General features: G+C 58.3%; 15 protein-coding genes. 11 read left to right on the top strand and 4 right to left on the bottom strand.

All coding sequences use genetic code 11. The annotated features are described in order from the left end of the window. Nucleotides 1-15 precede the first annotated feature (15 nt). A complete protein-coding gene (locus OQ273_RS01695; RefSeq protein WP_267988738.1) occupies nucleotides 16-717 on the bottom strand; it encodes a GntR family transcriptional regulator in 702 nt (233 codons plus the stop codon). 160 nt (nucleotides 718-877) lie between these two features. Here OQ273_RS01695 and OQ273_RS01690 point away from each other — a divergent pair, with 160 nt between their 5' ends. Next, nucleotides 878-2569 (top strand): thiamine pyrophosphate-binding protein, encoded by a 1692-nt coding sequence (locus tag OQ273_RS01690; protein ID WP_267988737.1) that lies wholly within the window; start codon nucleotides 878-880, stop codon nucleotides 2567-2569. A 71-nt stretch (nucleotides 2570-2640) separates the two neighbouring features. Here OQ273_RS01690 and OQ273_RS01685 read toward each other — a convergent pair whose 3' ends face one another. Then, nucleotides 2641-3546, bottom strand: coding sequence for a LysR family transcriptional regulator (locus OQ273_RS01685; protein WP_267988736.1), 906 nt, complete (start codon nucleotides 3544-3546; stop codon nucleotides 2641-2643). Nucleotides 3547-3703: 157 nt separating this feature from the next. Here OQ273_RS01685 and OQ273_RS01680 point away from each other — a divergent pair, with 157 nt between their 5' ends. From OQ273_RS01680 to OQ273_RS01645, 8 genes are all read left to right on the top strand, one after another. Beyond that, complete coding sequence (locus tag OQ273_RS01680; protein ID WP_267988735.1) at nucleotides 3704-4945, top strand: NAD(P)/FAD-dependent oxidoreductase; 1242 nt, start codon at nucleotides 3704-3706, stop codon at nucleotides 4943-4945. 33 nt (nucleotides 4946-4978) lie between these two features. Beyond that, on the top strand, nucleotides 4979-5968 hold the full coding sequence (locus OQ273_RS01675; RefSeq protein ID WP_267988734.1) for a TRAP transporter substrate-binding protein: 990 nt from the start codon (nucleotides 4979-4981) through the stop codon (nucleotides 5966-5968). Nucleotides 5969-6092: 124 nt separating this feature from the next. Beyond that, the gene (locus tag OQ273_RS01670; protein WP_267988733.1) at nucleotides 6093-6626 is read left to right on the top strand and encodes a TRAP transporter small permease; all 534 of its coding nucleotides are present in this window, start codon (nucleotides 6093-6095) and stop codon (nucleotides 6624-6626) included. 3 nt (nucleotides 6627-6629) lie between these two features. Further along, nucleotides 6630-7943, top strand: coding sequence for a TRAP transporter large permease (locus OQ273_RS01665; protein WP_267988732.1), 1314 nt, complete (start codon nucleotides 6630-6632; stop codon nucleotides 7941-7943). 149 nt (nucleotides 7944-8092) lie between these two features. Next, nucleotides 8093-9724, top strand: a complete 1632-nt coding sequence (locus tag OQ273_RS01660) for a Na/Pi cotransporter family protein (protein ID WP_267988731.1) — start codon at nucleotides 8093-8095, stop codon at nucleotides 9722-9724. 93 nt (nucleotides 9725-9817) lie between these two features. Next, nucleotides 9818-11368: a CYTH and CHAD domain-containing protein gene (locus OQ273_RS01655; RefSeq protein ID WP_267988730.1), complete on the top strand. Its 1551-nt coding sequence runs from the start codon at nucleotides 9818-9820 to the stop codon at nucleotides 11366-11368. Between the two features lie 160 nt (nucleotides 11369-11528). Further along, a complete protein-coding gene (locus OQ273_RS01650; RefSeq protein ID WP_267988729.1) occupies nucleotides 11529-12632 on the top strand; it encodes an efflux RND transporter periplasmic adaptor subunit in 1104 nt (367 codons plus the stop codon). Nucleotides 12633-12647: 15 nt separating this feature from the next. Next, nucleotides 12648-15776: an efflux RND transporter permease subunit gene (locus OQ273_RS01645; RefSeq protein WP_267988728.1), complete on the top strand. Its 3129-nt coding sequence runs from the start codon at nucleotides 12648-12650 to the stop codon at nucleotides 15774-15776. 38 nt (nucleotides 15777-15814) lie between these two features. Here the strand turns inward: OQ273_RS01645 and OQ273_RS01640 are convergent, their stop codons facing one another. Next, nucleotides 15815-16858 (bottom strand): aldo/keto reductase, encoded by a 1044-nt coding sequence (locus OQ273_RS01640; protein WP_267988727.1) that lies wholly within the window; start codon nucleotides 16856-16858, stop codon nucleotides 15815-15817. A 214-nt stretch (nucleotides 16859-17072) separates the two neighbouring features. Between OQ273_RS01640 and OQ273_RS01635 the strand changes: the two genes are divergently transcribed. Further along, the gene (locus OQ273_RS01635; protein WP_267988726.1) at nucleotides 17073-17951 is read left to right on the top strand and encodes a DUF1194 domain-containing protein; all 879 of its coding nucleotides are present in this window, start codon (nucleotides 17073-17075) and stop codon (nucleotides 17949-17951) included. Between the two features lie 119 nt (nucleotides 17952-18070). After that, nucleotides 18071-18601, top strand: coding sequence for a universal stress protein (locus OQ273_RS01630; protein WP_267988725.1), 531 nt, complete (start codon nucleotides 18071-18073; stop codon nucleotides 18599-18601). Between the two features lie 15 nt (nucleotides 18602-18616). On the opposite strand, the gene OQ273_RS01625 is transcribed toward OQ273_RS01630, so the two are convergent. Beyond that, nucleotides 18617-19321, bottom strand: a complete 705-nt coding sequence (locus OQ273_RS01625; RefSeq protein ID WP_267988724.1) for an SDR family oxidoreductase — start codon at nucleotides 19319-19321, stop codon at nucleotides 18617-18619. Nucleotides 19322-19390 lie beyond the last annotated feature (69 nt).

Raw genomic sequence — 19390 nt, 5'->3', positions numbered from 1 at the left:
CAAAACTGCCGCGCTTTAATCCGCGGGAACGTAAAGCTGCGAATAGGCGATGCGGACGGCTTCCGTCGCCTCCTCCCGCCTTCGTTCGATGTGATTGCGCATCGCCAGAACCGCAGCGTCCTCATTGCGTGCCGTCAGCGCATTCAAGATGACCCTGTGCGCCGACAGCCGTGCACCCCGATTCCTGGCGATCTGTTTCTTGGCGGCGATCATTTTCAGGTCGATCAACCGCACATACCGGATCCGATCATTGATATTGCGCAGCATGCGGACCAGTTCCGAGTTGCCGGAAAGCATTACAAGCCTGATGTGGAAATCCTCGTCCATCTCAAGCAGTTCCATGGCCGAATCGCAGGTCTCGTAGTGCGGCTCGGTGCGATCGAGATAGTCCAGCACGGCCTGGATATCCTCATCCGCAGCCTTTTCGACCGCCCGCCGAAGCGCCTCGCATTCGATCGCCTGCCGCGCTTCGTAAAGCTCGACAATTTTCTCCGGACTAAGAGATCTACAAAAAAAGCCCCGTCCGTTCTGAAACGTGAGGAACCCTTCCGCGACAAGCCGGTTCAACGCCTCGCGCAGCGGCGTACGGCTTGCGCCGAGCGTATCCGACAAGGCGCTCTCATTGATCCGCTCATCCGGTTTGAACTCAAAATCCGCCGCCATCCGCCGAAGCCGGTCATAGACGCGATCAACGCTGCTGCCTGTCTTGCCCTTCAAGCTTAAATCCACTTCTCCGGTTCCGCATCGTCTTCAGATGACACATTTGGCTTAAACCTGCAATTTTTTTGTCTTCACTTCTGAATATTTTACTGTATACAATTCTGAATACTGCTGACGATAAGCTCCGCAAAGCGCGCAAATAAGAAGGACAGACGGCGTGACGAACACCTTGAACGGCGCAGAGGCTATGGTGCGCATGCTGGAAGCCCATGGCGTGCAGCACATATTCGGCCTGTGCGGCGACACCACCCTGCCCTTCTACGATGCCATGCACCGGCTCACACACGGCATCACCCATGTTCTGACGCGCGATGAGCGCTCCGCTACCTATATGGCCGACGCCTACTCCCGCGTGACGGGGCGCGCCGGTGTGTGTGAAGGCCCGTCCGGCGGCGGTGCGACCTACATTCTTCCCGGGCTGATCGAGGCCAGCGAATCCTCCTACGCCGTCCTCGGCATCACCACCGATATCTCGGTGTCGTCCTACGGGAAATACCCCTTGACCGAAGTGGATCAGGAGGCGCTGATGCGCCCGCTGACGAAATGGAACACCGTGATCCGCCGCGCCGATCACATTCCCCGCATGGTGCGAGCCGCCTTTCGGTCCATGACCACAGGGCGGCCGGGATCGTCGCATCTCGGCCTTCCCTATGATATCCAGTATGAACCCGTCGATACGGACGACATATGGGCCGATCCGCATTTGCAAAACTATCCGGCCTACCCGGCAGCGCCTGAGCCGGGTGCGGTCGAGGCCGCGCTCGATGCGATCCTGTCAGCCAAAGACCCGCTGATCGTCTGCGGCGGCGGACTGGTCATCGCCGGAGCCATGGCGGAACTGGACCGCCTGGCAACGCGGCTGGATATCCCCGTCGCCACGTCGATTTCCGGCCAGGGATCGCTCGCCGATACGCATCCCAACTGCCTCGGTGTCGTCGGCTCCAATGGCGGAACCGACGAGACATGGGAACTGATGCAGGCCGCCGATCTGATCGTGTTCATGGGATGCCGGGCCGGCTCCACCACGACGGCACGCTGGGAAGCGCCCGGTCCGGGTGCGCGCATTGTCCATTTCGACAGCGACCCGATGGTCGTCGGGGCCAATTACCGCACAGAAGTTGCGGTTGTCGCCGACCTCGGCCTCGCACTGCAACAGGTGAACGCCGAACTGGACCGCCGCGCGCAGGGCACCGGGACCTTTGGCGGCGCGGCGGCAATCTCCGAAATCAAGGCCCGCAAATTTGCGATATTCGATCGATTGGCGGCAAGCACCGACCGGCCGATAAGGCCCGAACGCGTGATCAACGCATTGATGAAGGTTCTGCCTGAGGATGCGACGGTCCTTTCGGATCCGGGGACAAGCTGCCCCTATTACTCCGCCTATTTCTCCCAGAAGCGGGCTGGCCGCTACTTTATCACCAACCGCGCTCACGGCGCGCTCGGCTATGCCCTCTCGGCGGCTCTTGGCGCGTGGTACGGACGTCCGCAAAGCAAGATTGTCGCCATGATGGGTGACGGCTCATTTGGCTTTACCTGCGGCGAACTGGAGACCATATGCCGCGCCCGCGCGCCCATCACCTACGTGGTCTTTTCCAATGCAAGCTTCGGCTGGATCAAGGCAAGCCAGCATGCCGATACCGAGGCCCGCTACTACAATGTCGACTTCGACCGGACGGATCAGGCGGCGGTCGCTGCTGCCTACGGTGTCAAATCCTGGCGGGTAGAAGACCCCGAACAGCTTGAATCTGTCTTGACACAGGCCGTCGGCCATGACGGGCCAACACTGGTCGACATTGTCTGCCAGCCACTCGAACAAGCCAATGCGCCGGTGCGGCGCTGGATGGGATGAGCATGGTTGAGGTGCCGTTCAGGAACTCCGCAAACGGCCATGATCGCCGCTTCCGGTTTGCCGCATCGGCATCAGCCTCGCGCCGAAGCCGCATAAGTCTGCAATTCGGCAAGCAATGTCTCATGGAATTGTTTGCCGAGCGCCGACAAGGGCCGTGCCTTCGACGTGATCACGGCGAAATCCATCAGCACAGTCGGTTGGAACGGACGGGTCACAAACCCGCCCTCGAAATCGAAATTCAGGGAAAAGGGATCGATGATCCCGACACCCATGCCCTCCTGCACGAAGCTCAGCACATTCTTGAACAAATGGGTATGAACCCGGGTTCGCCATGCCACGCCGGCATTGCTGAAAGCCTCGCGGGTTCGCCGATGGGTCAGGTGATCCGGTCCCATGACAATGAACGGCTCGTTTTCAAGAAGCTGCGGCGTCAGCACGTCATGGCGCGCAAGCGGGCTGTCCTGCGGTATCGCCAACAGCGTCTCAACATGGATGATCCGGGCATCGAACGCATCATAGGTCAGCGGCATTTCGCATACGCCGATCTCAAACAGACCGGACATGACCCACTCCTGGATCTTGGTCGAATACTGCGACTGAAACGAAATCGACATATCCGGCCGCTCCTGTGCGAACCGGGCGATCAGCTTCGGCATCAATCCGAAGGAAAGCGCGTGCGGCGAGGCCACCTGCAGCTGGCCCGCCTGCTTGTTCTGCAGATCAAGAACCGCCTGCCCCACATGGTCCAGGCCGCGTACAACCGTATCCACTTCCTGATAAAGGACACCCGCTTCCGGTGTCGGAACCAGTCGCCCCTTCGAACGCTCAAAGAGCTTCAGCCGGGTCTGGCGCTCAAGCTGCGCCAAGAGGTTGGATATGCCCGGCTGGGAGATACCCAGCTGTTCGGCGGCGCCGGTTACGGTCCCGATCTCAACGATGGCGTGAAAAGCCTGCAACTGACGGAAGCGCAGAGACATGCGTGAAACATATCACTCAGACTTATGGCTTGTACATATGTTTGTATTTGAAATGATGAATATGCGCTGGCAAGCTCGTGGACTTGGAGGAAACGCGTGTGGCTGACAGGAACGCGACAAGCAACACAAGACGGCCACAGGCCATCGGGGAAGCTTCGTGACCGGGGCACGACATATCGTCGTCATCGGCGCAGGCATTGTCGGTGTCTCCGCCGCGATCTGGCTTCGCCGTGCCGGATGCGAGGTCACCCTGATCGACCGCGCAGAACCCGGTCAGGGGACCTCGTTCGGCAATGCAGGCGTGCTTGCTTCCTGCTCCGTCGTGCCGGTGACCGGTCCCGGCATGGCCTTGAAGGGCCCGAAACTCCTCTTCGATCCGAACTTCCCGCTCTTTCTTCGCTGGTCCTACCTGCCGCGGCTTGCTCCCTGGCTTATGCGTTATTTACGCCACGCCAATGACAGTGACACAAGGCGCATAGCCGCCGGACTGACACCCATCGTTTCCGACAGCGTCGATCAGCACAAAGCGCTCAACGGCGGTGGAGCAGCCGAAGGCTTCATGACTTCTTCCGACTACAGTTTCGCCTATGCCGACCGAGCCGCTTTCGAGGCGGATGCCTATGTCTGGGAGTTGCGTAAAATTGCTGGTTTCGAACCGCAGATCGTGGAGGGTGAAACCGTTCGCGAGGTCGAACCGGCCTTCGGGTCCTCAATTGGCCTGCTCGCGGTCATGCGCGATCATGGTTTCATCACCGATCCTGGTGCCTATGTTGCCGCTCTTGCCGATACCTTTAAGGGCATGGGCGGCCGCCTTGTCACTGCTCAGGTTCAGGATTTCGATCTGGGTGGCGGCACGATCACGGCGGTCGAGACCGATCAAGGCCGCTTCGAGTGCGATGCGGCCATCATGTGTACGGGCGTCTGGTCAAAACCGCTTGCCGCCAAACTCGGCCTCAACGTGCCACTGGAGACCGAACGCGGCTATCACATCGTCTTCAAACAACCTTCAATTATGCCCGCGTCGCCGGTCATGGTCGCATCAGGAAAGTTTGTCGCGACACCCATGGATGCCGGCCTTAGATGCGCCGGCATTGTGGAATTCGGTGGACTTGATGCCGGCCCCTCGAAAGCGCCACTGAAGCTGCTGCGCCGGCAGGTCAAGAAAACCTTTCCGGAGATGACCTTTTCGGAAACGGAAGAATGGCTGGGTCATCGCCCGGCCCCCGCCGACAGCCTGCCACTGATCGGAGAGATTGGCGGCACCGGCGTCTACACCGCCTTCGGGCATCATCATATTGGGCTAACGGGTGGGCCCAAGACGGGACGGCTGGTCGCCGGCCTCGTATCCGGCGAGAGGCCGAACATCGACCTTTCCGCCTACGACCCGAACAGGTTTTGAAAAACCGCTCATGCTTCAAACTGGGAGACAAAAATGAAAACATCAATCGCAAAACACACGGCAACACTGATGGTATCGGCAGCCCTTGCAGTGACCGCCAGTGCCGCCTTCGCGGAAAAGTGGGATATGCCGCTTGCCTATTCGGCAACCAATTTCCACTCGGCAACCGCGGCTGAGTTCGCCAAATGCATCACCACAGGAACCGGCGGTGCAATCGAAGTCGTCACCCATCCGTCCGGCTCGCTGTTCAAGGGCGCCGATATCAAGCGCGCCATCCAGACAGGCCAGGCGCCGATCGGAGAGCGGCTTTTGTCGGGACACCAGAATGAAAACGCCGTCTTTGGCGTCGATTCGGTTCCGTTCCTGGCGACATCCTTCGATGACGCATCCAAGCTCTGGAAAGCGGCGAAGCCGACAATGGAAAAAATCCTCGACGAGCAGAACCTCGTGCTCCTCTATTCCGTGCCATGGCCGCCTCAGGGACTTTACTTCAAACAGGAAGTGAACTCCGTCGATGATATGGAAGGCATTAAATTCCGTTCCTATAACAACGCAACCGCACGCCTCGCCGAACTGACCGGCATGCTGCCGGTACAGATCGAGGCAGCCGAGATCAGTCAGGCCTTTGCCACCGGGGTTGCCGATTCGATGATCTCGTCCGGAGCAACCGGCTATGACCGCAAGGTATGGGAGAGCCTGACCCATTTCTACGAAGTCGATGCCTGGCTGCCGCGCAACTACATCATGATCAACAAGGATGTTTGGGGCGGTCTGGATGAAGCCTCCCAGAACGTCATCAAGGGCTGCGCGGAACTGGCCGAATATGCCGGCACCTGGCGGGCTGTCGAGTATACGCAGTTCACCCTCAACGGGCTGCGCGCCGGCGGCATGACCGTTGGACCGGCGGGCGACCAGTTGAAAGGCCAGTTGCAGGAAGTCGGCGAGGTCATGGCCACCGAATGGCTGGAGAATGCCGGCGACGACGGCAAGGCGATCCTCGACGCTTATAAGGCCATGGAATAGCGACGCGCCGCCAACGCGGCGACCGTCAGCAAACGCCCCGCCGCGGCACTGTTGCGGCGGGGCAAGGCGACCGGAAGGAGGACCGGCGCTTCACATTGCGGCAAAGACAAGAATGGAGGGGTAGATGGCTGCACTCAGACAGCTTCGCACGGGCCTGGATTTTCTCTATCGCGCATCCGGTGTCCTGGGTGCAATTTTTCTGATCGCCATTCTGTTGCTTATCGTCGTTCAGATGCTGGCCAGATGGACGGGCGAGGTCTTTCCAGGTGCGCCGGACTATGCGGGATACTGCATGGCAGCCGCCTCATTCTTCGCCTTTGCCAACGCTCTTCACCGCGGTGCCCATATCCGGGTATCGATCGTCCTCAATGCTGTCTCGAAACCCGTGCGCCGTATTCTTGAAATCTGGTGTTTCGGCATCGGCGCGGCCACCGCCTGGTACCTTTCCTATTACGCCTACCGGTTTGTCTACTGGTCCTGGAAATTCAACGAGGTCAGCCAGGGCCAGGACGCCTCCCCCTTATGGATCCCTCAATCCTCCATGGTCATCGGCTCCGTCGTCCTCGCGATCGCACTGACCGACCATCTCATACACGTGATCGTTTCGGGCGATCACCGGATCGAATCCGATCTGGTCGAGCAGAGCCACGGAGAATAGGTCATGGAAAACATTTCGGTCATCTTCCTCTTCCTGTTCATCCTTTTTTTGCTGCTCGGCACCGGCGTGTGGGTCGGCCTTGCCCTGATGGGCGTTGCCTGGGTCGGCATGGAATTGTTCACCTCGCGGCCGGTCGGCGATGTCATGGTCACGACGATCTGGAGCGCCTCGTCCTCCTGGACGCTGACCGCCCTTCCGCTGTTCATATGGATGGGTGAAATTCTCTACCGCACACGATTATCCGAGGACATGTTCCGCGGCCTCGCGCCATGGATGGCACGGCTGCCGGGTGGCCTCGTTCATACCAATATCGTCGGCTGCACGGTTTTTGCCGCCGTCTCCGGCTCCTCGGCTGCAACGCTGACAACGGTCGGCAAAATGTCGATCCCGGAGCTCAGAAAACGCAAATATCCCGAAACGATGGTGATCGGAACCCTCACCGGCGCGGCAACGCTCGGCCTGATGATCCCGCCTTCCTTGACGCTGATCGTCTACGGCGTAACCATCAATGAATCCATCACCAAGCTGTTTTTTGCCGGCATCCTGCCCGGGTTGGTACTGGCGCTGATGTTCATGACCTATGTCGCGATCTATTCAAAGGTCTCCTCCAAGTGGCAACCAAACGAGGAACCGCGTCTCAGCTTTGCTCAGAAGGTGAAGAACTCGCGCTTCCTGCTGCCCGTCATCGCGCTGATTGTCGTGGTGATCGGGTCCATGTATCTGGGATACGCCACCGCGACGGAGGCCGCCGCCTTCGGTGTCATCGGCGGTCTCGTTCTTGCCGCATCGCAAGGATCGCTGAACTGGCAGACCTTCTCGGCCAGCCTGATGGGCGCGACGCGCACCTCCGCGATGATCGCGCTCATCCTCGCCGGCGCGGCGTTCCTGTCCCTTTCGATGGGCTTTACCGGGCTGCCGCGTGGCCTGGCAAACCTCATTGCCGAGCTGGAGCTCAGCCGCTTTGAGCTGCTGATGGTTCTTCTGGTGTTCTACATCATACTCGGCTGTTTCCTTGACGGCATCTCGTCGGTGGTTCTCACCATGGCCGTGGTGGAGCCGATGATCGTGCAGGCGGGTATCGATCTCATCTGGTTCGGCATCTTCATCGTGGTCGTTGTGGAAATGGCGCAGATCACACCGCCCATCGGCTTCAATCTCTTTGTCATGCAGGGCATGACGAATCACGAGATGAACTTCATTGCCAAATCCGCAATACCGATGTTCCTGATTATGGTCCTGATGGTGTTCGTGCTGATCGTCTTTCCGGATCTTGCCACCTATCTGCCGGAAAACCTCAGGCCCGGTCCCGGCGGCTGAAACCAATCTCAAAACACGAAAACCGGCGCTTCGACGCCGGTTTTTTCTGCGCCCATTGTCGCACTGTGTGCGTCTGCGCTTGAGTATCAGCCGAGCTCATTTAACAGTACCGTGCACGCCGCAGGGCTTTATGCATGGATACCGGCATCATGGACGTCTTGATTCTCAAAGCGCTGGGGGGAGTTGGCCTATTCCTCATCGGCATGTTCATCCTCACCGACGGATTGCGCCAGCTTGCCGGGAACGCCCTTCGCAACCTGCTGCGGCGGTCGACACGAAGCCCTCTCAGCGGCGCGGTGGCAGGTGCTTTCACCACGGCCATCCTTCAATCTTCCAGCGCGACGACGGTCGCCACGGTCGGGTTTGTCGGAGCCGGCCTCATCACATTTCCCCAGGCGCTCGGCGTGATCTTCGGCGCCAACATCGGAACGACAATGACCGGCTGGCTTGTCGCGATACTTGGTTTCAAGTTGAACCTGGGACTGATCGTGACGCCGCTCGTCTTCTTCGGCGCAATGCTAAAAATCTTCGGTTCCGGCCGCTGGCAGCATATCGGCTGGTCGCTGGCGGGCTTCAGCCTGCTGTTCATCGGCATCGATGCCATGCAGCAAGGCATGTCCTTCCTGCGCGAAGTGGTCAGCCCGTCGGACTTTCCCGATAATACGGTGTTCGGCCGCATCCAGCTCGTCTTCATCGGCATGGCGATTACACTGGTAACGCAATCATCCAGCGCCGGTGTCGCCGTTGCACTGGCGGCGTTGTCGACTGGTGCGATCTCGTTTCCACAGGCGGCAGCACTGGTGATCGGCATGGATGTGGGAACGACTTTTACGGCCGTGCTTGCAACGCTCGGCGGCTCCACATCGACGCGGAGAACCGGCTACGCCCACGTCATCTACAATGTTCTGGCCGGAACCCTGGCGCTCATCCTGCTGACGCCGCTGACCGGATTGATCGAACGGCTGACGAGCACAAACGGCTCGTTCGACCCGCAGATCGCACTGGTCGCGTTTCACACCACCTTCAATGTCATGGGTGTGATTGTGATGCTGAGCATCATCCGTTATTTCGCCAGGCTGGTCATTCGTCTCGTACCGGAAAGAGGGCCCGTGCTGACAGCACAACTTGACGATCACCTGCTTTCCGACAGCGGTGCAGCCGTCGATGCGATGGTTGGCACGATCAAGACGATATCGAACTCCCTGTTTGAGGTCGTCGCTGATCAGATGGCGGGCCGGGGCGCGGGTTCGACCGTCAGCCGACTGGGCGATATCGACAAGGCGCTGGAAACATTTCGTCGCTATGCCGAACAGGTCAGAATCGATCCTTCCCGCACAGCAGATCGTGACAGATACACCGCAACCCTGCACGCAATGGATCACTTGATCCGAATGCTGCGCCGCTGCCGCCAATTGCAACGGATAGAACAGATCGCCCGTGATCCCGGCCTGGCCGGGCTTGGCAGCCAAATGCGCGCACAGCTTCTTCAAATCGTGGAAGGCCCCATCGACAAAAGCGGCGAGAAAGAAACGGACCGGTTGCGCAAACATCTGCGTGCGCGGCGAAACGCCTTTCGCAGCGAGGTGCTCGACATGGCTCCCGGAACCGATGTCGACGAAATACTTGTACGCATAGACAGCGTACGTTGGCTGCATCGGGTCGCCTACCATATCTGGCGCATCGTGCACTACAGGCTGATCTCGCAGGAAATCGCACCAAAGCTGGTCGATGAAGACAAAAACGAAATGGGTCTGGAGATCAGGGAGATGCAGGACGACTGATCGCCGCTAACGGACAGTCCGTTTTGCTTGTTGCCGCCTTTTCCCGATGCTAGATGTATATGTGTATTCCGTCATCAAAGCGTCAAACGGTACATGAGTAACCCCGAGCTGGAAGTAAAGCTGGAAGTTGGCACGGACGTTCTGCGTAGATTGCCTGGCAAGGCCGCGCTGAAGGAATTGACACTCGGCAAACCGGCCTCACGTCGGCTTAGATCCATCTATTACGACACGGCGGACCATCGCCTGCAAAAAGCCAAGGCCTCGCTTCGTTTGAGATGGGACGGAAAAGCCTGGATCCAGACCCTTAAATGCGGCACCGGCTTGAAGAACGGCCTGTCCAATCCGGTGGAGATCGAACACCCGGTGGACAGGCAGCAACTGGATCTGACGAAAATCAGCGACCCGAAAATCATCCCGTGGCTGAAAGATCTTGTCTCCGGCCAGACACTGGAACCGGTGTTCGAGACACAGATCGATCGCGACACACTTTTGTTGAATTGTGACGGCATCGGCACCGCGGAACTTGCGCTCGACAACGGCAAAGTGGAAACCACCGGCCGGTCGCAGGATTTCAGCGAGGTTGAACTTGAACTGATGTCCGGGCTACCCCATACGCTCCTGTCGATCTCCGAGAAAATATTCGACGGCGAACGCATAGATCCCTCAACCTCCAGCAAGGCCGGCCGCGGCTACGCACTGTGTGAGCCTTGCACCTCCGGGTCCGATAAAGGTCCGTATCTGCCTGAAAAACCGGCGCTTGACCCCGACATGACCGCAAGGAACGCTATGTCCGCGATCGGTCGCTCTGCATCGCAGCAGATCCTTGGGAACTGGGGGCGCATTTCCATCTCCGACGATCCGGAAGTACCCCATCAGCTTCGCGTTGGTCTTCGAAGATTGCGCACCTGCCTGAATTTTTTCAAGCCCCTCGCCTACGGCCCCGATCTAAAGGCGCTGTCACACGCGGCACAGCATCTTGGCAAGGTCGTCGGTGAACTCAGAAACGCGGACGTCATCATCGACGACATCGTCCTGCCGGCAGTCGATCAACTCGGCAGGAACAACAAACATGATGCATTGATCCGCTATCTGGAGGAGAACCGGATTGAACAGCGCAACGCGGTCAGGACTGCACTTGCCAGCGAACAATGGACGCTGCTGAAGCTCAACTGCATGCTGTTCGACCAGGCTGTCGAGCGCGCCTGCCACGGCTCGGATCAATCCCTGCAAGACATGAAGCTGGGCACAATCGCCGGCGTGGCGCTTCGCAAGCGCTGGAAACATGTCAAACGGAAAGGCCGGGGTTTCAGCAAGCACCGGATCGATGACCGTCACAATATGCGCAAATCGCTAAAGACCCTGCGTTATGCCTGTGACTATCTGATGCCGATATATTCGGGGCCCGAACCCAAGGTCTTCTACAAGAAACTGAGAAGCCTCCAGGACGTGTTCGGCTATCTCAACGACGTGGCAATGGCCGATGAGCTGGCCGCCAAAATCGCGGCGGAGTTTCCTGCCGGCCACGATCTGAACAAAAGCGTCACCCACATCTGCAGATGGCACACAATACGCGCCCGCCTGGAGCTGCGAAAGGCCGGCAGGCGCTGGCGTCATCTAAAATCCAGCCCGAAATTCTGGCACTGAGCCGCCGCCAAGGAAACTGGCCTGATCCGTGGCTTACACGGGAATCTGCGCCCACGCCGGAAGTCTTATCCAAAGCCGGTTTGGCATGATGCTTTTCTTTTGGGCAGTCATGGATAATATGCAATCCAATAATTTGCAGCCAGGTTGGGATTCGTAGAAAATGAAGTATGTCTCCGGCTTAACCACCATTCTCGGACTGCTTCTTTTAACCATCGCTGCAACAGCACAAGAACAATCAGCATCAAAACCCAATGTGACGGTCGCCACTGTAGCCGGCGAACAGCTTGGCAATCGGGGCAGCTATATAGGCCGGGTGCAGGCCGTCAGCACCGTCAACATCGTGGCTCGGGTAGAGGGTTTTCTGGAACAGCGCAATTTCCAGGAAGGCGGCACCGTCAAGAAGGGAGATCTGCTCTACGTCATCGAAAAGGGTATCTATGAAGCCGATGTCGCCAGTTCAAAGGCGCAGTTGGAAGGGGCGCAGGCGACCCTGAAAAATGCGACTATCGATCTGGAACGACAAAGGATCCTTTTGTCGAAAGACGACGTTCCGCAATCCACTTATGATTCGGCCCTCGCAACGGTCGGGCAGGACCAGGCAAGCGTCGACGAGGCTCAGGCCAGCCTCGATACATCCAACATAAATCTCGGTTACACCGAAATCCGCAGCCCGATAGACGGGCGCATCAGCAAATCCAACATCGATGTCGGTAATCTGGTCAACAGCAATTCCGGCACGCTCACCACCATCACCAGCGTCGATCCGATCAAGGTCAGCTTCTACATGGGCGAAAAGGACCTCATAAAGGATCGAAGGGCGGGCCTCATCGATGACGACAATGGCAGCCTGAAGGTAAAACTGACCCTTTCTGACGGGGAACCTTTCGATACGGTGGGTTCGATCACCTATGTCGGCACCACCGTTGACGAAAACAGTGACACCGTTGAAATCCAGGCAACGTTCGCAAACCCGAAAAATATCCTCATTCCCGGACAGTTCGTCAATGTGGCCATCGAGGAAGCGCAGCCGCAAACCACGCTGGTTGTCCCGCAATCCGCCGTGCAGCTTGATAGCAAGGGGCACTTTGTCTTCCTGGTGGACGGGTCTGACAAGATCGTGCGTCAGGACGTCGATCTGGGTCGACAATACGGGGCGCTCTGGGCTGTTGCCTCCGGCCTCAAGGAGGGCGAAAAGGTCGTGGTTCAGGGTATTCAGAGAGTAAGCCCCGGCGTCACGGTCAACCCCGTTGAGATAAAGCAGTAGGCGGGCACAACGGTTATGTTGTCGAGATTTTTCATCGCACGGCCCAAATTCGCGATCGTCCTGTCGCTCATCGCATCGCTTGTCGGCGTCATTGCGATCATACTCATACCGATTGCCGAATACCCCGATGTAACCCCGCCACAGGTTGTCGTCAGTGCCAACTATCCGGGCGCCGATGCCGGATTGATTGAAAAAACCGTTGCCGTTCCGATTGAGGAACAGGTCAACGGGGTGGACAACATGCTGTACATGGCATCCACCAGCACCGATGCCGGCACCTATACGCTGACGATCACCTTCAAGGTGGGCACCGATCCCGACATCGCGGCGGTGAATGTCCAGAACCGGGTCTCCCTGGCCGAGCCGCTACTGCCGAGCGCCGTGACCCAGCAAGGCGTCTCGACGCGCAAGCAATCATCCAGCATGCTGCTAGTCGTCAATCTGATTTCACCGGATGAATCACGCGATGCGCTCTATTTGAGCAACTACGCGTCGATCCATATGCAGGATGCGCTGGCACGCCTTCCCGGTGTCGGCAGCGTCTCCCAGTTCGGACCGCTCGACTACAGCATGCGCATATGGATGCGCCCCGATCAGATGACGGCGATGGGGCTGACGGCTAGCGATCTTTCCAACGCCATTCAGGCACAAAACGTCCAGGCGACAGCCGGCAGCATAGGCAGCCCTCCGTTCAATGATGAGACCGACTTCCAGTTCACCTTGCGCGCCGAGGGGCTCCTGGAAACGGCGCAGGAATTCGGACGCATTATCGTTTCGGGAGACAGTTCGGGCCAGCTTGTACGGCTGCGCGACGTAGCCCGTGTTGAACTGGGTTCGCGCTCCTATTCCGCCACATCCTCGCTCAACAACAAACCTTCCACAGCCATCGGCATCTATCAGGCGCCAGGTGCAAACGCCCTGCAGGTCGCTGAAAGCGTCTACACGGCACTGGAAGACATGAAATCGTCTTTCCCGCAGGGCGTCGAATACCAGCTTCTTTATGACGTGACAAAAGCGGTCCGCGCCTCGATCCAGGAAATTATCGTCACCTTGTGCATCACCGCCGTTCTGGTGGTTCTGGTCGTATTCCTGTTCCTGATGAGCTGGCGCGCCGTTCTTATTCCGGCCATTGCGATACCGGTGTCCCTGCTCGGCACGCTCGCCGTTCTTTTCCTGATCGGATTCAGCGCCAATCTGATAACGCTTTTCGGCATCATCCTCGCTATTACGCTTGTCGTCGACGATTCCATTGTCATCATCGAAAATACCGAACGGATCATGGAGGAAGACGGCCTGGAGCCGCGCGAGGCGACGCTCAAGGCAATGGATCAGGTCACCGGGCCGATTATCGCGACGACTTTTGTCCTTGCGGCGGTTTTTGTGCCCGTGTGTTTCTTCCCGGGCATCACCGGGGAGATCTATCTGCAATTCGCGTTGACCATCATCGTCGCCTTCAGCCTGTCGGCCGTCAATGCTCTGACACTGGCGCCCGCCCTGTGTGCAACCATGTTGAAGCCGAAGACCGGCAAATCATCCGGCCTGTTGAGCATTGTTCCCAGGGCCGTCGACAAGGTGCGCGACGCCTATGTCGGCCTCGTGCGGATCATGCTGAAGAATGTCTGGGTTTCGCTTCTGATTTTTGTCGCAGCGGTCGCCGGCACGCTTTACATGATGCGTGAAACGCCAACCGGTTTCATTCCGCTGGAAGACAAGGGCGTGCTCTTCGTCAACGCCCAACTGCCCGACGGGGCATCCCTTCAGCGGTCGCAAGCCGTTGCAAGCGAAATGACGGACATCATTTTGAAGGTCGATGGTGTGACGGATGTCATTTCCGTTTCCGGCTTCAGTCTGATCTCGGACTATGCGTCGAATTACGTGACGTTGATCGCCGTCCTCGCGCCCTGGGATGAGCGCAAGACCTCCAAGACACAGTGGTTCAATATTCTGGCGACCATGAATGAAGACCTGACAAAGGTGCAGGGCGCCACATCTTTCGTCTTTCCCCTTCCGCCCATTGACGGGCTGGGTATCTCCGGCGGCATCACGGCGCAGGTGCAGGACAATAACAACGACAGTGTTGAAAAGCTGGGTTCCATAACCAACGCGCTTGTATCGGCCGCCAATGCCGATCCGGTCTTTCAGCAGGTCTTCAGCTCCTTGTCGACCGGCTCTCCGCAATACAGCGTATCCATCGACCGCGACAAAGCCGAGGCGCTGGGTGTGAATGTCAGCGACATCTTCACCGCACTGAAGGCCAATCTCGGTTCGATGTTCGTCAACAATTTCCTGCTCGAGGGCAAGATATACTGGGTCATCCTTTCAGCCGAACCCGGCTACCGCCAGACGATCGACGATATCGGCAATATCTACGTCAAGGGTGCGTCGGGCGACATGATCCCGCTCAGCACGCTGGTCGGCACGGATCCCGTTCTGGGGCCCGAGGCAATCACCCGATACAATCTGGTCCGCACCGCCGCTGTCCAGGGTCTGACCAGCACCGGGCACAGCACCGGTGAAGGCATTGAAGCATTCAAGGGCATTGCGCAAAAGACCCTGCCGGATGGCTACAGCATCGAATGGACCGGCGTATCGTTCCAGGAGATCGAGGCCGGCTCATTTGTCATCTATGTGTTCCTGCTGGCCTTCACTTTTGCCTATCTGTGCCTTGTGGCTCAGTACGAAAGCTGGTCACTGCCCATATCGGTGATGTGTTCGACGGTCTTTGCCGTCTTGGGGGCGCTGTTGCCGCTCTACTTCATCGGCCTGTTGAACAACAATATCTATGCCCAGATCGGCATCGTGCTTCTCATCGGCCTGGCGGCGAAAAAGGCCATCATGCTGGTCGAATTCTCCCGCAACCGGCGCGATGCCGGAGACAGCATTGTCGAGGCCGCGATCAGCGCCGCACATACACGCTTCCGGCCTGTTACAATGACCGGCCTGTGTTTTATTATCGGTGTGTTGCCACTTGTCTTCGCCAGCGGCGCCGGCTCCTCCAGCCGCATTTCGATAGGCCTTCCGGTCTTTGCCGGCATGGTGCTCGACAGCACGATCGGGCTGTTGATGATCCCGGTTCTTTATGTCGCCATTCAGCGCCTGCGCGAGAAGCGGCGCGGCAAACCGCAGGCGCAAGCCAAAACATGATCCTGACCGGCGATAGGGCATTGTGGCCGGTGAGATGCCTACATCGGCATAGGGTCTTCGCGATAAACGGCCTGGATATCTGCCAGAACCTCATCGCTTAACGTCACATCTTTGGCCGCAATGTCGGTCTTCAACTGCTCCATCGAGGTCGCACCGATAATGGTGGACATCATGAACGGGCGGATCCGGCAGAAGGCAAGCGACATCTGCGCCAGGTTCAGCCCGTGTCTTCCCGCAATATCTGCATAACGTTTGATCACCCGCTCGGAGTTTTCAACATAGCGCCCGTTAAGATTGGGCTGCATCGATCGGCGTGAGCCTTCCGGAATATCTCCGTCAAGATATTTACCCGACAACGCACCGGCTGCGAGCGGTGAAAACGCCATCAGACCGACATCCTCATGAACGCTCACTTCGGCCATGTCGAGATCGAAGAGCCGGCAGATCAGACTGTATTCATTCTGGACAGACGCAACACGCGGCAGATCATGCTTGCGGCTGACTTCAAGGAATTTCATCACGCCCCAGGCGCTTTCGTTCGACAAGCCGAACGCACGCATCTTGCCCTCGTCACGCAACCGCCCCACTTCGCCGAGTATATCGGCCACCTCCTGGTCCATATCCTCAGGCGATTGCCCCGTCGCATCGAAGGTCCAGTATTTGCGGAAATGGTAAGACCCGCGGTTGGGCCAGTGTAGCTGATAGAGATCGACATAGTCCGTTCTAAGACGCTTGAGACTGTCCTCCAGTGCCTCGCGCACCATCTGGCCGGTCACCCGTTTGCCATCACGCACGTCCTTGTTGCCTTCACCGGTAATCTTGGTGGCGATCACCAGGTCGTCCCGATCGGCACGGATTTCCAGCCAGGTCCCGATATGTTCCTCGGTTCTGCCGGTCGTTTCCTTCAGCCGCGGTGTCGTCGGGTACATCTCGGCCGTATCGATGAAATTGACGCCCTCGCCGACCGCATAGTCGAGCTGTTCATGCGCTTCCTGTTCGCTGTTCTGCGATCCCCAGGTCATCGAACCCAGGCAGATATCGCTCACCATGATGCCGGTACGGCCAAGCTCGTTGTAATGCATGTGGTATCTCCAGGAGCTGAGAAGTCGTCGCCGGGTCCGGGGTCGGTACACATGATGTGTTGCGACGAGAAGGGTCGGAATGTCGGATGCCTATTTGCAACAGGAATGCGCCCAAAATCAACAACGCTGCGGTTGAAGACCGATACCGGAACTATGCCACCGTCCTCAATTCCGCTATTCTAACAAGGCAGACGGCACCAGTTGAACGGATCATATGACCCCGAACGCCAGAGCCTTGAACGCACGAGCCGCTGACCCCGTACCGGGTCTTCAATGGTGCCTGAATGGGCTTTTGGCCGCTGTCCTTTGCGCCCTCACAGCTATCGGCCCTGTTTCAGCCGTCTCGGCGACCGAGGTCGATGTCGAACTCGTCATCGCCGTTGATGTGTCCCGGTCCATGACCGAGCGCGAACTGCGCATTCAGCGGCGAGGCTACGCCGAGGCGCTGCGCAGTCCGGCAGTTGCCCGCGCCGTTCAGAACACACTGACCGGCAAGATTGCGCTCACCTATGTCGAATGGGGCGGCATCGCCTGGCAGCGGGTGGTTGTTGACTGGCATATCCTGGAAAATGCAGCCGATCTTGCAGCCTTTGCCGAAAAGATCACCCTGACAGTCGATACCGGCATGCGGCGCACATCGATATCCGGCGCCATCGCCGATGCGGCAGCACGCATTGAGAACAACGACATTCAATCCCTGCGCCGCGTCATTGACATTTCGGGTGACGGGCCCAACAACTCCGGACCGCCCGTTACCGGCGCGCGCGATACGGCCGTCGCAAGAGGTATTACCATAAACGGATTGCCACTCATGACACGCGAGGGTCTGGGCACCCAATTTCATCTGGAAGACCTCGACGAATACTATCATCACTGCGTTATCGGCGGTCCGGGTTCATTCGTCATCCCGGTAACAAGTTGGGATGAATTCCCGGAAGCTGTGCGCAGGAAACTTGTCCTCGAACTCGCCGCCATGCCCCAGCCGCTCAAGGCAGCTTTCAGCGGCAAGACCGATACCGGCTACGATTGTCTCATCGGCGAAAAGATATGGCAGCATTTCATCGACCAATATCCTTATGAGCTTAATCCGTAGTGCCATAGAGGGATGCGAGAGCGACCAAACGATATATAAATGATTGTGGGCGACGATATCTTGGGGCTGCTGAACAGGCATCTGCCTTGCCGCAGGGGCAAACCAATGAGGATACGAACATGATCAATACGGTATTAATTGCGACAGACGGTTCAAGCCATGCCGACAAGGCGGTCGCCTTCGGCTGCGACATCGCCTCCAAATACGGCGCCAAGGTCGTGGTTGTCCACGTTCTGCTGCGCGATCACCTCTCCGAGAGCCTGAGACACATGGCTGCGCAGGAATATGGCGCAACCGGTCAGGAAATGCCGTTTACGGCGGTCATCGCCGCGTCCCCCTACGGACGCTTTCCTCTGGCCAATATCATACCCGAAGATGTGAGCGGCCCGCATGACGCTTTGCACGCTGTCGCAAATCACATCATCTCAAACGCAACCCGGATTGCACGCGAACACGGCGTCAAGGATGTGGATTCGCGCATCGAGGATGGCAATCCGGCCTCGCGGATTGTCGAAGCTGCGGAGGAAACCGGCGCCGATCTCATTGTTACCGGTGCGCGGGGCCTTTCGGACCTGAAAGCACTGATGGTCGGCAGCGTTTCACACCGCATCGCACACACGGCCCCGATGACCTGCATCGCCGTGCGCTAGCAGCCGCGGAAGCGGTTACACCGCGCGGGTGATGCCGCCATCGACCCTGATATTCTGGCCGGTGATATAGCCGCCGGCGTCTGAGGCGAGAAACGCAATCGTCCCGGCGATTTCTTCCGTTTTCCCGTATCGCATCATCGGGATGCGGTCACGGAACTCCTGTTTTTCGGGCAGGCTGTCGATAAAGCCCGGCAGGACATTGTTCATGCGCACATTATCTGCCGCATAGGCGTCAGAAAACAGCTTGCAGAACGCTGCAAGACCGGCGCGAAAAACACCCGAAGTCGGAAATACAGGGTCAGGTTCAAAAGCCGCAAAGGTCGATATATTGATGATCGATCCGGATTTTTGTTCCTGCATGATCGGCGCGACCAGCCGTGTCGGGCGCACCGCATTGAGGAAGTAGACCTCCATGCCGTTGTGCCAATCCTCGTCACTCAGCTCCAGCACCGGCGCGCGTGGCCCGTGCCCGGCGCTGTTGACCAGCACATCGATCCGGCCCCAGCGCGTCATGGTCAGATCGACCAGTTGTTGCAAATCGTCACTCGAACGGTTTGAGCCCGTTACACCAACGCCTCCGAGCTCTTCAGCCAGTGCCTTTCCCTTGCCGGATGATGACAGGATGGAAACCTGATAACCCTCTTGCGCAAGCCGCTGTGCCGCACCGGCACCCATGCCACTGCCCCCGGCCGTGATAACCGCCACTTTCTGTGTATCCATTGTGACCACTCCCATGATGTGTCTGACGACACAATGAACCGGTCCGGGGTGATTGACCAATCATGTCTC

This window comes from Hoeflea prorocentri (assembly GCF_027944115.1).
GTDB lineage: Bacteria > Pseudomonadota > Alphaproteobacteria > Rhizobiales > Rhizobiaceae > Hoeflea_A > Hoeflea_A prorocentri.
This window is presented reverse-complemented; position numbering and strand designations above follow the sequence as displayed.

Bases quoted from the DNA above. Each gene is read 5' to 3' on its own strand.
- OQ273_RS01625 (WP_267988724.1), bottom strand. From the start codon at position 19,321: ATGGATACACAGAAAGTGGCGGTTATCACGGCCGGGGGCAGTGGCATG.
- OQ273_RS01670 (WP_267988733.1), top strand. From the start codon at position 6,093: ATGGCTGCACTCAGACAGCTTCGCACGGGCCTGGATTTTCTCTATCGC.
- OQ273_RS01665 (WP_267988732.1), top strand. From the start codon at position 6,630: ATGGAAAACATTTCGGTCATCTTCCTCTTCCTGTTCATCCTTTTTTTG.
- OQ273_RS01645 (WP_267988728.1), top strand. From the start codon at position 12,648: ATGTTGTCGAGATTTTTCATCGCACGGCCCAAATTCGCGATCGTCCTG.
- OQ273_RS01660 (WP_267988731.1), top strand. From the start codon at position 8,093: ATGGACGTCTTGATTCTCAAAGCGCTGGGGGGAGTTGGCCTATTCCTC.
- OQ273_RS01640 (WP_267988727.1), bottom strand. From the start codon at position 16,858: ATGCATTACAACGAGCTTGGCCGTACCGGCATCATGGTGAGCGATATC.
- OQ273_RS01650 (WP_267988729.1), top strand. From the start codon at position 11,529: ATGAAGTATGTCTCCGGCTTAACCACCATTCTCGGACTGCTTCTTTTA.
- OQ273_RS01630 (WP_267988725.1), top strand. From the start codon at position 18,071: ATGATCAATACGGTATTAATTGCGACAGACGGTTCAAGCCATGCCGAC.
- OQ273_RS01685 (WP_267988736.1), bottom strand. From the start codon at position 3,546: ATGTCTCTGCGCTTCCGTCAGTTGCAGGCTTTTCACGCCATCGTTGAG.
- OQ273_RS01675 (WP_267988734.1), top strand. From the start codon at position 4,979: ATGAAAACATCAATCGCAAAACACACGGCAACACTGATGGTATCGGCA.
- OQ273_RS01635 (WP_267988726.1), top strand. From the start codon at position 17,073: ATGACCCCGAACGCCAGAGCCTTGAACGCACGAGCCGCTGACCCCGTA.
- OQ273_RS01655 (WP_267988730.1), top strand. From the start codon at position 9,818: ATGAGTAACCCCGAGCTGGAAGTAAAGCTGGAAGTTGGCACGGACGTT.